General features: G+C 33.3%; 15 protein-coding genes. 6 read left to right on the forward strand and 9 right to left on the reverse strand.

Annotated features, from left to right (window positions below; translation table 11 throughout):
• Positions 1 to 141: 141 nt before the first annotated feature.
• The 6 genes from xerA to VDP25_RS08935 all read right to left on the reverse strand — a co-directional run bounded on the left by xerA (position 142) and on the right by VDP25_RS08935 (position 5495).
• On the reverse strand, positions 142 to 1347 hold the full coding sequence (xerA, locus tag VDP25_RS08910) for a site-specific tyrosine recombinase/integron integrase (protein ID WP_334468882.1): 1206 nt from the start codon (positions 1345 to 1347) through the stop codon (positions 142 to 144).
• Between the two features lie 146 nt (positions 1348 to 1493).
• Positions 1494 to 2240, reverse strand: a complete 747-nt coding sequence (locus VDP25_RS08915; RefSeq protein ID WP_334468884.1) for a YebC/PmpR family DNA-binding transcriptional regulator — start codon at positions 2238 to 2240, stop codon at positions 1494 to 1496.
• Between the two features lie 278 nt (positions 2241 to 2518).
• Complete coding sequence (locus VDP25_RS08920) at positions 2519 to 2806, reverse strand: 4a-hydroxytetrahydrobiopterin dehydratase (protein ID WP_334468886.1); 288 nt, start codon at positions 2804 to 2806, stop codon at positions 2519 to 2521.
• Positions 2807 to 2908: 102 nt separating this feature from the next.
• Positions 2909 to 3742 (reverse strand): sugar nucleotide-binding protein, encoded by an 834-nt coding sequence (locus tag VDP25_RS08925; protein ID WP_334468889.1) that lies wholly within the window; start codon positions 3740 to 3742, stop codon positions 2909 to 2911.
• A gap of 24 nt (positions 3743 to 3766) precedes the next feature.
• Positions 3767 to 4849, reverse strand: a complete 1083-nt coding sequence (gene gcvT / locus VDP25_RS08930; protein ID WP_334468892.1) for a glycine cleavage system aminomethyltransferase GcvT — start codon at positions 4847 to 4849, stop codon at positions 3767 to 3769.
• A 136-nt stretch (positions 4850 to 4985) separates the two neighbouring features.
• Positions 4986 to 5495 carry a DUF421 domain-containing protein gene (locus VDP25_RS08935; protein ID WP_334468895.1) on the reverse strand — a complete coding sequence of 170 codons (510 nt, stop codon included), beginning with the start codon at positions 5493 to 5495 and terminating at the stop codon, positions 4986 to 4988.
• Positions 5496 to 5682: 187 nt separating this feature from the next.
• On the opposite strand from VDP25_RS08935, the gene VDP25_RS08940 reads away from it, so the two are divergent.
• The 4 genes from VDP25_RS08940 to VDP25_RS08955 all read left to right on the forward strand — a co-directional run bounded on the left by VDP25_RS08940 (position 5683) and on the right by VDP25_RS08955 (position 8057).
• Positions 5683 to 6000, forward strand: a complete 318-nt coding sequence (locus VDP25_RS08940) for a four-helix bundle copper-binding protein (protein WP_334468897.1) — start codon at positions 5683 to 5685, stop codon at positions 5998 to 6000.
• A 28-nt stretch (positions 6001 to 6028) separates the two neighbouring features.
• On the forward strand, positions 6029 to 7555 hold the full coding sequence (locus VDP25_RS08945; RefSeq protein ID WP_334468900.1) for a GH3 family domain-containing protein: 1527 nt from the start codon (positions 6029 to 6031) through the stop codon (positions 7553 to 7555).
• Between the two features lie 92 nt (positions 7556 to 7647).
• The gene (locus tag VDP25_RS08950) at positions 7648 to 7881 is read left to right on the forward strand and encodes a hypothetical protein (protein ID WP_334468902.1); all 234 of its coding nucleotides are present in this window, start codon (positions 7648 to 7650) and stop codon (positions 7879 to 7881) included.
• Positions 7881 to 8057 carry a hypothetical protein gene (locus VDP25_RS08955; protein WP_334468904.1) on the forward strand — a complete coding sequence of 59 codons (177 nt, stop codon included), beginning with the start codon at positions 7881 to 7883 and terminating at the stop codon, positions 8055 to 8057. The genes VDP25_RS08950 and VDP25_RS08955 overlap by 1 nt, the downstream gene beginning before the upstream one ends.
• A 159-nt stretch (positions 8058 to 8216) precedes the next feature.
• Here the strand turns inward: VDP25_RS08955 and VDP25_RS08960 are convergent, their stop codons facing one another.
• The gene (locus VDP25_RS08960; protein ID WP_443089857.1) at positions 8217 to 8816 is read right to left on the reverse strand and encodes a hypothetical protein; all 600 of its coding nucleotides are present in this window, start codon (positions 8814 to 8816) and stop codon (positions 8217 to 8219) included.
• 196 nt (positions 8817 to 9012) lie between these two features.
• Here VDP25_RS08960 and VDP25_RS08965 point away from each other — a divergent pair, with 196 nt between their 5' ends.
• Positions 9013 to 10275, forward strand: a complete 1263-nt coding sequence (locus tag VDP25_RS08965; protein WP_215925558.1) for a putative DNA modification/repair radical SAM protein — start codon at positions 9013 to 9015, stop codon at positions 10273 to 10275.
• Positions 10276 to 11049, forward strand: coding sequence for a TIGR03915 family putative DNA repair protein (locus VDP25_RS08970; protein WP_334468908.1), 774 nt, complete (start codon positions 10276 to 10278; stop codon positions 11047 to 11049).
• Here the strand turns inward: VDP25_RS08970 and VDP25_RS08975 are convergent.
• Positions 11042 to 12763, reverse strand: a complete 1722-nt coding sequence (locus VDP25_RS08975; protein WP_334468910.1) for an FAD/NAD(P)-binding protein — start codon at positions 12761 to 12763, stop codon at positions 11042 to 11044. The two genes, VDP25_RS08970 and VDP25_RS08975, sit on opposite strands and share 8 nt — an antisense overlap.
• A 66-nt stretch (positions 12764 to 12829) precedes the next feature.
• The gene (locus VDP25_RS08980) at positions 12830 to 13309 is read right to left on the reverse strand and encodes a hypothetical protein (RefSeq protein WP_215925561.1); all 480 of its coding nucleotides are present in this window, start codon (positions 13307 to 13309) and stop codon (positions 12830 to 12832) included.
• Between the last annotated feature and the right edge of the window lie 46 nt (positions 13310 to 13355).

A 13355-nucleotide genomic window follows, 5' to 3' on the forward strand; every position in this document is an offset into this window, starting at 1 on the left:
TGGCTGTAAATCAGTTCTCAATTCCGTTTTGTTTTGGCAGTTAAATAAAATAATTGACATTAAAGTCAGTAAGTAAATTTTTCTCAATGTTCTTATTTTCAAATGTGTGGCAACGTGTTATATAAAAACAAATATAGTAGTTTATATATTATAATTTCGGGATAACAAAACTTCTGTATTGTTTTTTTGCGATTTTGTTATCGACTTAACTACAGTGTCTAACGGACTACTAATTTGCATTAAATCTCTATGAGCAACATGTGTATAGATCATCGTCGTTTCTGGTTTAGCATGGCCTAGTAACATTTGAATATGACGTAAATCTACACCATTTTCCATTAAATGTGTAGCATAACTATGACGCAATACATGCGGTGTAACTTGCTTTTTTATACCCGCATAACCACAACTTTTCTTTAAAAATTGACGTATGCTAGTCGCAGAATACGGCCCTCCATTACGTCCTTCAATAACAAAAACCTGAGGCTTGTAAGTGTTTAAATAATTAAAAATTAATGGCTTTAAAACTTCACTCATTACAACACTTCTGTCTTTTCGGCCTTTACCTTGATTTACACGCAACAAATTCCTGTCAAAATCTAAAGCGTTGATTTTTAAATTTAAAAGTTCCCCAATTCTTAGTCCACATGAATATAACAGGCCAATAATGGCTCTGTGTTTTAGGTTTTTGGTGACTTGAATAAGATCTATAATCTCTTCTTTAGATAAAACGACAGGTAGCTTCTTGCTTTTTTTCGGACGATTTAAATCCTCAGCGTCTAATTCCGGTAAATCACAAAAAGAAATAAAATATTTTAAGGCACTAACACATTGCCTGTGACTACTAATACTAAAATTTTCACCAGCCAAAACTATTTCAAAAAAATGATCAATGTCCTTTTTCTGTATAAACTCTATTTCTTTTGGCTTGTAGTAATCCATAAATCGCAATACAAAATAACCGTATGTACGAACTGTGCTCTGACTCAAGCGCTTGCCTTTTAAAAAACCAGTATAGCCCTTTAATAATTCCTTAAAATTCAAAGGTAGGCTAGCAAACATTTCTGCCATACTATGGCTTGGCTTAATTTTTTTTACAGGTTTATAAGTGTTTTCTGTTGGTTTTCTAAACTGACTGTAGTCTACATAATAGCCATGGCTTCTAAAATAATTAAATAATGTATAAATTGTGTTTTTCGAATACAAAACGTAAAACGTCTTATGCGTCTGTGACCATTTTACACCTTCTACAGCCTTTACAATTGCTTTTGTTTCCTTATTATATTCAAAACCAATAGCAATCTGGTTATCATTGTTATGATGCAGCTTAGATAATGTAATCTTCATGATATTAAGTGTTTACATAGGTTTTGCGTTCTTGTAAATTACATTAAAATCATGAATTATTAAAGTTATGTATTAAGAAACTACAAATTGTAGCGATATATCTATATCTAAAGAAAAAATCAGGCGAATGCTTTTGAGCTTAAAAGTTAATCAACACTTTCTTCCATAGTATGATACACATTCTGAACATCATCATCTTCTTCTAGCTTTTCTAAAAGTTTCTCAACATCTTCTGCTTGTTCTGGTGTTAACTTTTTAGTAACTTGTGGAATACGTTCAAATCCAGATGAAATGATTTCTATATTGTTTTCTTCGAGGTAAGCTTGAATTTTACCAAAACTTTCAAATGGTGCATAAACCATAACACTAGTGTGTTCAACACCATTTTCATCCTCGTCTGTGTCTTCAAAAATTTCTTCAACTCCAGAATCAATCAATTCTAATTCTAGCTCTTCTAAGTCTAAATCGTCACCTTTAATTTTAAAATTACAGGTATGATCAAACATAAAAACAACAGATCCAGAAGTCCCTAAACTACCATCTGTTTTATTAAAATAAGAACGGACATTAGCCACTGTACGTGTATTATTATCTGTAGCTGTTTCTATAAGTACTGCAATACCATGTTGTGCGTAACCTTCAAAAAGAACTTCTTTAAAATCTCCTAAACTTTTATCTGAAGCACGCTTTATGGCACGTTCTACATTGTCTTTAGGCATATTTACAGCCTTGGCATTCTGTATTACAGCTCTAAGGCGCGAATTACTATCAGGGTCAGGACCACCTTCTTTAACAGCCATTACAATATCTTTACCAATACGCGTAAAGGCTTTGCTCATAGCAGACCAACGTTTCATTTTCCTTGCTTTTCTAAATTCGAAAGCTCTTCCCATCTTAAATATATTTTTAGTTCCTGTAGAACAGGAATCTGTTAACGATTATGTTTTATGTAATGTGTAAAAAATAACACTGAAATTATATGTAGTGACATTTTTACCATAGCAAATCTAAGAAAATATTGAAATTGTTTGAATAGGAATGAAACTAAATGTAAAAAAATATAAGATTCAAGGTGAAAAACTTCTAAAACAAGACATAGGAAGTCTAATCACTCTGAAATTTCTATTTTTCAACCATCAACCATCAACCATCAACCATCAACCAAGAATAACTAGTCCTCAACCTCTACAATAGCCTCAATCGCTTCAGCTAATTCAAAATCTTTCAAAGTAACTCCTTTAGCGCTATGTGTTGAAATGGAAATTTTTAAAATATTGTAAGAGTTACTCCAATTAGGATGATGATTCAATGCTTCGCACTCAAAAGCTATTCTGCTCATTGCGCTAAAGCAATCTTTAAAATTATCGAATTCAAATTCAGAATGAATGGCGTTATCATAATAATCCCAATCTGGAAATTGTAATAATTTTTTTTCTATAGTATCCTTGTCTAGTTTCATGTTATTGTTTTGATGTGTTTAAATTAAAAAAAATATGTATTACAATAAACTTAAAAAAGAGATTCTTTTTAAGCATTATAAACGACAACTACATCTTTATTTTTAAAGCTCTTCTAAAACCATTTCGCTAGTAATCTGAAGATGTTTAGGTAACTTATTAAACTTTGGTAGTACGGCTAAATAACGATCTTCATTAGTTGTAAATACTTGTTTAATAACTACTTTTTTGTCAGAAAGAATATCGATAATAGATTTTATAAACTCATCATGATGCACCAAATCTGTACTGCCCAAATGAAAAATACCAAATTTATTTCTGTTAATGATATAATGAATTTGTTGGGTAAGTTTTTTGTCAAGTGTCACGTTCATGATTAAATTCGGAAAAACTTCAACAGTTTCATCTGCTATAATAGCTTCTTTTAATTCTTGTATTCTTGGCGAACCGTTGCCAAATACCATTGGAAGTCTAATTATAGCAATTTGCTTTTTAGGCAAGCGTAATAGTAAGTTTTCAATTTTTATTTTGAAGTGACCATAAACACTATGACTCAATGTTTTGTCTAATTCGTAACTTGGATATTGGCTGTAAGCATCAAATACATTTGCAGACGACAAAAAGATGAATTTACAGCCAGTATCAACTATATAATCAGCAATATGCTGATGCGCAATTACTTGTGCGTTAAAATTACCACGAAGTGCAGATATAATAATGGTAGGTTGACAAGCCTCTAAAATGTCATAAACATCATCTTCTTCTACATTATACTGAAAGAATTGTTTATTGTTTTCAAATTCTTTCTTTGGAATACGATACGTTCCGTAAGTCCTAAAATAAGGTCCTAGTTCTTTATAAATAGCATTGCCAATATAACCACTAGCGCCAAGTATAAGTATACGATGTTTTTGAGAATCTAAATGTTTCTTCGTCATTAATCAATCTACACGCTTAGAAATTTAGCCTTTGTAAAAAGGAGCCTTTACAACGGTTGCTGGAATGGCCTTTTTACGTACTTGAATAAATATCTTACTATCCACTTTAGAAAACACAGTAGGAACATAACCCAGACCAATACCAATCCCTAAACTAGGACTCATTGTACCAGAAGTAACAACACCAATTGTTTTCCCGCTACCATCTACAATATCGTAACCATGACGCGGAATACCACGTTCATCGAGTTTAAAAGCCACTAATTTACGTTCTGGAGTGTGTTCTTTTTCGGCTTTTAAAGCTTCGCTATTAGTAAAGTCTTTGTTGAATTTACAAACCCAACCTAAACCAGCTTCAATTGGAGACGTGGTATCGTCAATATCATTACCATATAAACAGTAACCCATTTCTAAACGCAACGTATCTCTTGCCGCTAAACCAATTGGCTTAATGCCAAAATCTGCTCCTGCTTCAAATACCTTATCCCAAATTTGTTTGACTTCTGAATTTTTACAGTAAATCTCAAATCCGCCACTACCAGTATAACCTGTAGCTGAAATGATCACATTTTCAATGCCTGCAAAATCGCCAACAACAAAATTGTAGAATTTAATAGCAGATAAATCATGACTCGTTAAAGATTGCATCGCTTCAACAGCCTTTGGACCTTGAATCGCTAATAACGAATAATCTTCGCTTAAATCGCGCATCTCAGCACCAACATCATTTTTAGAGGAAATCCAATTCCAATCCTTTTCAATATTACTCGCATTAACAACTAATAAATACGTTTCTTCTTTTAATTTGTATATGATTAAATCATCTACAACACCACCATCATCATTTGGTAAACAGCTGTATTGTGCTTTTCCTATTTCTAATTTAGAAGCATCGTTACTCGATACTTTTTGAATCAATTCTAAAGCATGTGGACCTTCAATTAAAAACTCACCCATATGAGAGACATCAAATACACCAACCGATGTCCTAACCGTTTCGTGTTCTATATTTACACCTTCGTATTGAACCGGCATGTTATAGCCAGCAAAAGGAACCATTTTAGCACCAAGTGCTTCGTGAGTAGAGGATAAAGCAGTATCTTTCATTGTGAATTGTTTTAATTTTTAGATGTGCAAAACTACATAAATTTTACGAAGAATTTCATAATTTGATGCTAAGGAAATTGCGAATCCTTTAAAGAAATCAGTCTCAAGATTTAAGGTCGGAATTATAGCGCAAATTCTAAAAATCCATAATCCAATCGTCAATTGCTTTATTGTCAGCGCCATGTAATACCGATATATCACCTGTAGACTCAAACACCACCGCTTTAACTTCTGATAGTTGAATCACATTCGCTTCACGCAATTTGGCCTTTACATCAGATTCTGTCACTTTACATTTCTTTAAATTGGCTGCAATAAGTTTGCCGTTTTGCATTAATAAGGTCGGTTTATTATCGACTAAATTTCTAATGGGTTTCCAATGTCTTGCAGCAGCAACAATCATTTGTAAACTATAAATAAGCACTAAACCAATAATACCATATTGAAGCGAAACCGATTTCGAAACAATAACCGTTGCCAATATGGAACCAATAGAAACCGTCATGGCAAAATCGAAACTAGACATTTTTGAAAAACTGCGTTTGCCACTAATGCGTGTTAAAATGACTAAGGCCATATAAATACCAATAGCAGTAAGTATTATCGCCAAAAGTCCGTCTGTAGAAAATTTAAACCAATCATTCATATCCTTAATGTTTTAGAATTTTATTAGCCTCAATATGTCACGAATTATAATGATGTTTTAACTCATTTCAAGTTTAAATTACTCTGAAAGCATTTTCACTAAATGGGTTAATTCTTTTCCGAATCGCAGTAATCGTTTTGGAAGCAATATTGGATATTAGTGGAAATTAATTCTAAATACAATTAATATGAAAGCGACTTATAGAAATGCGATTGAAGCCTGTCAGAAATGTATAGTGGATTGTAGAATATGCCTAACCGAAATGGTAGGAAAAGAAAGCATGAACGATTGCCCAAAATGTTGTATACAATGTATTGATGCCTGTGATGCTTTACTTAAAATGATGACTTCAGATAGTGCATACGTTAAGCAATATGCCTTATTGTGTGCCGAAATTTGTGAGTACTGTGCAGATCATTGCGAAGAACACAAACACGAACACTGTATAGAATGTGCTAAATCGTGTAGAGCATGTGCTGAAGCTTGTAGAGAAATTGCAGCATAATTATAGAATCAAAAATTGAAATTAAAAAATGGCCATACTAGGAAACATTATAAAAGGAGTGATTGAACTGAAGGATACGTTTACGTCTGAAGTCATTCATAAAGAAGCTCAAGAACAAGTGCTCAAAGAATTACTTGAAACAGCTAAGAGTACCCAATTCGGAAAGTTTTATGATTTTGAAAGTATTCTTGAAACTTCTAATTTACAACAAAGTTTTGCGAAGCATGTGCCGTATTTTGATTACAATAAAATAAACAAAAAATGGTGGCACAAGTATCACGAAGGCGAAAGTAACATCACATGGCCAGGGAAGCCATCTTATTTTGCATTGAGTTCTGGTACCACAGGCAAAACAAGTAAACGCATTCCGGTAACAGATGCCATGATTGATGCCATAAGAAATGCAGGAATTAAACAGGTGTTTGCCTTAAAGAATTTTGATTTACCTGCGGATTTTTTCGAAAAAGAAATCATGATGCTCGGTAGTTCTACCGATTTGGAAGAAAACAATAATCACCTTGAAGGTGAAATTAGTGGTATTAGTGCGAGTAATATTCCGGCGTGGTTTAGAGGTTATTACAAACCAGGTGAAGAAATATCGCAAATTGAAGATTGGGACGAACGTGTGCAGCGCATTGCAGAACGTGCTAAAGATTGGGATATTGGAGCCTTAAGTGGAATTCCATCGTGGATAGAGTTGATGATTCAAAAAGTGATAGACTATCATAACTTGAATAATATTCATGAAATTTGGCCCAACCTACAAGTCTATACCTCTGGAGGAGTCGCTTTTGGTCCGTATGAAAAAAGTTTTAATGCCTTATTAGGAAAGCCGATAACCGTTATCGATACTTATTTAGCGTCTGAAGGTTACATCGCAACCCAAGTACGACCTGAAACCGATGCTATGCAATTGAATACCGATAATGGCATTTATTTTGAATTTGTACCCTTTAAACCCGAATATATCAACGAAGATGGTTCGTTAACTGACGAAGCACCAGCTTTAACTTTAGATCAAGTTGAATTGAATCAAGATTACGTTTTAATCATTAGTACCGTTAGTGGAGCGTGGAGATATCTAATTGGTGATACCATTGAATTCACTAATATTGAACGTGCTGAAATTAAAATTACAGGACGTACAAAATTCTTTTTAAATACCGTAGGTTCGCAATTATCAGTGAATAAAATGGATGCAGCCATGCGCGAATTAGAGGAGCAATTCGATACTACAATTCCTGAATACACCATCTGCGCTAAACGTGGAGACGATGATGAGTTCTATCACTATTGGTATTTGGGTTCTGACGTAAAAGGTGTTGATAATTCGACTATTTCAGACGCTTTAGACAAAAGCTTAAAAACAGCCAATAAGAATTATAAAGTGGCTAGAAGTAAAGCGCTAAAAGGTGTGAAAGTAAAAGTGATTTCACCAAATCGTTTTTATGACTGGAACGAAAGAAACAAAAAGAAAGGTGGCCAAGTAAAAATGGAACGCGTTATGGGCGAGGAAAAATTCAAAGATTGGGAAGCTTTTGTGATTGAATCTTAAGTGTTTAGCTAAGCACACGCTATTATTCATTTACGTAAGAAAATAAAATTTTAAATTGGTAATTTTGTATCTTTGGTAAAAAGCTGATTAAAATGAATTTAGAAGCTCGAAAAATAGAATTTGTACAGGAATTTTTAAAACTTCAAAGTGAAGAGGCTGTTTCACGTCTTGAAAAAATTTTAAGAAAAGAAAAACAGTCAGAAAAAGAGCGAAACATTGAGTCGATGACTCAAGATGAATTGGATAACAGAATTGATAAGTCTGAATCTGATTTCATTAACAACCGATTTAAAACCAGTCCTGAGCTTTTAGCAAAATATGAGTAATGGCTTTTAAAATTATTTGGTCTGAATTTGCTGAAATTCAGCTTGATGAAATTTATAAGTTTTATGAAAATAAAGCAGGTTCTAATATTGCTAAAAAACATCTAAAAGGTATAATCAACGAAACATATAAGAAAAAAGGAGACCAAGTAAAAATGGAGCGTGTGATGGGTGAATAAAAATTTGCAGATTGGGGGGCATTTATTAATCAACTGTAAATCGTTACTTATTAATAAATAAGAATTTAAATTATTCTCGTAAAGAATTGTCCCCTTGAGGGGACTTGAGGGGTGTTTTTTTATAGTTTTTTATATTCAAGATTAAATAAATCCTTTAAATTATTTGCCAGCATCTCTATGTTCTACCAATTCCATAATCTCTTCAGGCGATAAATAATACTTCTTAATCCGATCTTTATACGATTGGGTGATATCTGCATTATTCAATATAAAATCTTTGGTTTTTAAAATGTAATCTTCCATACCATGTGCAACAGCAAATGAATCTGCGGCACGTTCGGCTTCAACAATATGATTCTGTGAAAACACATACTTAAGTCCAAACCAAATGAGATTGAGCTTACTTCGATTTTGGTAATCCATAATATGACCCAATTCATGACCAATCCACCCAATAAAAATAGTATCTGGAATATGTCGTGTTAAAAACTCTTTATCTGCAATCTTGAATTTTTCACTAATAAGAATCACATAATGTCGATTTTTTCTACTCTTAAAGAAACTGCCAAATGTAGGTCTGGCTTGCATAGTCGATTTCTTAATGTTTTTCTTAAACCGAAATTCTATTTTAGTGTCCTTCAGCTGTGGATAATACGCTAAAGCTTTATTTACAGTCGTTTTTATATCTTCTGGTATATTGTGCTGTGCACTCATAGTGTGGTTTAGCGTTAAAAGGATTATGATTATGAATCTTTTCATATTTTAGAAAAATAAGATTTAAATCCGACGTCGTTTACATGTTACCATCAAAATATTAACCCATTTGAATTCCTAATAACTAACATCTTGAAATAAGCATTAATTTTTAGATTGCTACAAATGGAAGCAATCATAAGCTACTATATGTAGTATTTTTGCAGCTAAGATTTTAACTTAAGATTTAGGAGGAAAATATTTGTCTTTTCAACGTACCCAAGAAAAATTAAAAATACTAGCAGATGCTGCAAAGTATGACGTATCGTGTTCGTCTAGCGGAAGTAAACGCGCTAACACTAATAAAGGATTAGGTGATGCTACAGGCATGGGAATTTGTCATTCCTATACCGAAGATGGTCGCTGTGTATCCTTACTTAAAATATTATTAACTAACCATTGCATTTTTGATTGTGCCTATTGCGTTACCCGAAAAAGTAATGATGTAAAACGTGCCGCTTTTAAAGTGCAAGAAGTGGTGGATTTAACCATTAATTTTTACCGCAGAAATTATATAGAAGGGCTTTTTCTCAGTTCAGGTATTTTTAAAAGTGCGGATTATACCATGGAACGTTTGGTTGCTGTCGCGAAGAAATTAAGACTTGAAGAAAATTTTAACGGCTATATTCATCTAAAATCTATTCCTGGAGCGTCGGATGAATTGATGCGTGAAGCCGGACTCTACGCAGATCGGTTAAGTGTGAATATTGAAATTCCGACAGAAGCAGGACTTAAAAAATTAGCACCAGATAAAAAGCGTGAAGATTTTATAAAGCCGATGGTGAAGGTGAAAAATGAAATTATTCAATATAATGCCGAAAAGAAAATCATTAAAAGCACACCAAAATTTGCGCCTGCTGGTCAGAGTACACAAATGATTATTGGGGCGAGTGGTGAGAATGATTTTCAGATTATGCAAACCTCAAATCACTTTTACAAAAGCTATAATTTAAAACGTGTGTATTATTCAGGTTATGTACCTATTAGTTATGATAATCGTTTGCCGCAAATAGGCAGTGCTGTACCTATGCTTCGTGAAAATAGATTGTACCAAACCGATTGGCTCATGCGTTTTTACGGTTTTGATGTCAGTGAAATTTTAAATGAACAACATCAAAATTTAGATTTAGATGTAGATCCCAAATTGAGTTGGGCATTACGGAATCTTCATGAATTCCCTGTTGATGTGAATACAGCGGACCAGCGTATGTTAGCACGAATTCCTGGTTTAGGAATGAAATCGGTATTTAAAATTATAAATGCCAGACGCTTTAGAAAATTGAATTGGGAACATCTGAAAAAAATAGGAGTCGCGTTAAACAGAGCACAATACTTTATGGTCTGTGATAGCAATCAGTTTGAAAAACGGGATTTGACCTCAGAAAAAATCAAAGGCTTAATCCTTCAAAATTCAACGAGTAAGTATCAGAAAATGTTGAGTAATCAATTAAGCTTATTCGGATAGATGCAAGCTAAAAACCTTATATACGACGGCACTTTTGATGGTTTTCTATCCACTATTTTTTATGTATTTGAACATAAATTAAAAACGGTAACCATTCAAAATGAGTTTACCGTACAGCAAGGTTTGTTTTCAGAGAATGAATCAATTCCTACTGATGAAGTTAAGGCAAATCGTGTGTGGAAAGGTATCAAATCGAAGTTGTCATCTAACGGAAGTTATCAATTGTATTATGCTTTTTTATGTGAAGAGGTAGGAGTAGAGGACTTACTTTTAGATTATATACAATATGCGTTTTCGCAACAAAAGAAAGTAGATAAAGATTATTCACATCCTTCCATTTTAAAAATTGCACAAATAGCAAAATCTGTAGGACGAGAAAAACATCGTATGGAGGCTTTTGTACGCTTTCGGTTAACTAAAGATGACATCTATTTCGCAAGTATAGAACCCGATTTTAATGTGTTGCCTTTAATTGAAAAGCATTTTAAGAGACGTTATGCCGATCAAAAATGGGTGATTTATGATATAAAACGTGGTTATGGATTATTCTACGATTTGGAAACAGTTGAACTTATAAATATGGATTTTCCTGAGAATTTCAACTTTACTAAAACCGACAATGCATTTTTTGCCACTCAAGAATTTGAATTTCAAAAGCTATGGCAAGATTATTTTAAAGCCACCAATATTGTTTCTCGAAAAAACATGAAACTTCATATTAGACATGTCCCAAAACGGTATTGGAAGTATTTAAGTGAAAAGCAACCTAATTAGCGTTTAGTCGCTTCACGTAGGCTTCTGCCCAATCTTCAATACGTGGTCCAAAACATTCTAAAATAGCATCCACACCAATCACGCTACCTTTGGCCAAACGACCTAAAACGGCAATAGGCACATCGTCTTTAGCTTCAGGTGTAATGACATAACCATCAGCAGTTGTTTCGATGCCTAATTTTGAATGGATAGGTTGTATCAAATCATTTTGAAGTAAATCTTTAATTAAAGGCGTGTTGACTTCAAGTAATTTTGGGGCATCTAAAACACTATTAATCATCACAGAACAGGTGATGGATTTTTTATTAGAATTTTTTAAAGTCCAGCCTTTCGCTGTTAAGTCTATATCAGGATCAGTGACAAAGTCTAATGTCAATATATCTGCATCAACCAAAGCTAAAACTTGCTGCATACTTTCTATTGGTGGTCCGTAAGAATAACGTTTGCTACGTTCATCTAAGGCAATCACTTTTTCTATAATGTCATTAGTCACTTTAGCATGCGAAAAAGCTTTGTATAAGGTCGGCTGACAATGACGCCAAACTTGTCCGATGCAATAATCGAGAGAAACAGGAATGGTACCTAAAGCCATTTCAATATAATTCTGAATCAGTTGATACGTTGAATTATTAGAATCTTGAATTAATGGATGGTTATAATGGTCATCATTTAACCAATTTAAGATTATGGCCTCTAATTCGGATGAACTTAAGGTATGTGCTAGGCTTTTATCTTTTAAGTCTAAATAGACACGTGATATAATTTTAGCAATAGGATGCGTTAAAAAATCAATGGTATCTGTTTCAGTGGTTTGGTGTGAAACGGCTTCGATTTCAGATTTAAAACTATCTAATTCTTCTTTCGTAGGCTGGTACCACGAATCAATACTTTCGTTTAGAGGCTTCGGAACTAATGGTAAGCCGTCTAATGAAAACGGAATTAGTTTTAAATCTTGAGACTTGCTCTTATAATAAATGGTTTCAAAAGTGTCATTATTTATCACTTTAAAATTTCCAAAATCATTAATGGTAAGATAACGCATTACATCAATCATTGCCAAGCCAAAACCTCTAATACCAATATTAATTGTTTCTTGATTTTTTACTGTTTTAAGATGATGTATAGGGTAGGACTCTTTAAAAAGAGAGAGGGATTGATGTGTTGCCACATAAGATTGCCACTGTTTTAATTGATTGGATAGTTCTGTAGATTGGTGACCAATAGTTAAAAGTACATCGTCACAGATCCAAGAGTTATTGTTACTTGTAATTTCAAGTTGACTGTCTTTTAAATTGATATTTTCAATTTCTAGTTTATTAAAATTGAAGGAGTTTAAATTGCACAAGGCATTTTCTATAGTTTTGTACCGTTCATTAAGGTATTTTCCTAGTTTGTTACGTGGTGGAAATGCATCTGGTTTATGGCATGGTTGTGTAAAATTACACCATTCATGATAAGAAGGGAAAGCTTCAATAACTCTATTAGCATAACTGATTTTAGGACGTTTCTCAATGCCTACTAGCGCGCGTTCAGTAATATTAATCCAATTAGAATCGGGTTGTCTTGTGTTCCAAACGTTTCCAGCTCCAGAAGCATTGTTAGCATCAAAAATTTGAATATTAACTTGCTTATGAATTCTACTTAGTGCTAAGAGAAGATTCTCTAAGGCATAGAGACCTCGTGGTCCCATTCCTATAATTGCAATTTGCTTCATACTAATAAAAATAATGAAAAAACCACCTCGTTAAAGGTGGTTCTGAATTTATTTATTTATCAAGTTTTAGAATTGATATCTAATGCCCAATCCGATATCAAAATCGAGATCGTCATTAAAATCTCCAAATCCAAGTTCTGGTCTAAAATCTAAGGATAGTAATAACGGAATATCAAAGCTGTATTCAATACCAACATCACCCGCTAAAAACACGAAACTATCATTGTAATCCTTACCAGGAGTATCAACGCTATAGTTTCCAAATCCTCCACCGCCACCTGCATACCAATTAAAATTGCCATCTAGTTGCCAAACCCATTGGTATAAACCAGCTATTTTAAAGCCATCATAGTCTTTTCCGTTTCTCCAACCTAAATCGGCTTCTAGTCTGTTATTGCCACCTAAAGCACGTTGGTAGGTTATTTCGGTACCAAAACCATCACTATCTCCAAACCTTAGTCCAATGGCATTTTTTGAAATGTTCTGAGCGTCAGAAAAACTTATAAACCCAATAGTTAATACACTTAATAAAATTAATTTCTTCATAATAATTTATAATCTTAAATTCATAGTTTTAGCAATCTTAAAATTG

This window comes from Winogradskyella sp. ECml5-4 (assembly GCF_036903175.1).
Classification (GTDB): Bacteria; Bacteroidota; Bacteroidia; order Flavobacteriales; family Flavobacteriaceae; genus Winogradskyella; species Winogradskyella damuponensis.

What these genes read in the sequence shown, in the direction of transcription:
- xerA (WP_334468882.1), bottom strand. Translation starts at nt 1,347, where the DNA reads ATGAAGATTACATTATCTAAGCTGCATCATAACAATGATAACCAGATT.
- VDP25_RS08915 (WP_334468884.1), bottom strand. Translation starts at nt 2,240, where the DNA reads ATGGGAAGAGCTTTCGAATTTAGAAAAGCAAGGAAAATGAAACGTTGG.
- VDP25_RS08920 (WP_334468886.1), bottom strand. Translation starts at nt 2,806, where the DNA reads ATGAAACTAGACAAGGATACTATAGAAAAAAAATTATTACAATTTCCA.
- VDP25_RS08925 (WP_334468889.1), bottom strand. Translation starts at nt 3,742, where the DNA reads ATGACGAAGAAACATTTAGATTCTCAAAAACATCGTATACTTATACTT.
- gcvT (WP_334468892.1), bottom strand. Translation starts at nt 4,849, where the DNA reads ATGAAAGATACTGCTTTATCCTCTACTCACGAAGCACTTGGTGCTAAA.
- VDP25_RS08935 (WP_334468895.1), bottom strand. Translation starts at nt 5,495, where the DNA reads ATGAATGATTGGTTTAAATTTTCTACAGACGGACTTTTGGCGATAATA.
- VDP25_RS08940 (WP_334468897.1), top strand. Translation starts at nt 5,683, where the DNA reads ATGAAAGCGACTTATAGAAATGCGATTGAAGCCTGTCAGAAATGTATA.
- VDP25_RS08945 (WP_334468900.1), top strand. Translation starts at nt 6,029, where the DNA reads ATGGCCATACTAGGAAACATTATAAAAGGAGTGATTGAACTGAAGGAT.
- VDP25_RS08950 (WP_334468902.1), top strand. Translation starts at nt 7,648, where the DNA reads ATGAATTTAGAAGCTCGAAAAATAGAATTTGTACAGGAATTTTTAAAA.
- VDP25_RS08955 (WP_334468904.1), top strand. Translation starts at nt 7,881, where the DNA reads ATGGCTTTTAAAATTATTTGGTCTGAATTTGCTGAAATTCAGCTTGAT.
- VDP25_RS08960 (WP_443089857.1), bottom strand. Translation starts at nt 8,816, where the DNA reads ATGAAAAGATTCATAATCATAATCCTTTTAACGCTAAACCACACTATG.
- VDP25_RS08970 (WP_334468908.1), top strand. Translation starts at nt 10,276, where the DNA reads ATGCAAGCTAAAAACCTTATATACGACGGCACTTTTGATGGTTTTCTA.
- VDP25_RS08975 (WP_334468910.1), bottom strand. Translation starts at nt 12,763, where the DNA reads ATGAAGCAAATTGCAATTATAGGAATGGGACCACGAGGTCTCTATGCC.
- VDP25_RS08980 (WP_215925561.1), bottom strand. Translation starts at nt 13,309, where the DNA reads ATGAAGAAATTAATTTTATTAAGTGTATTAACTATTGGGTTTATAAGT.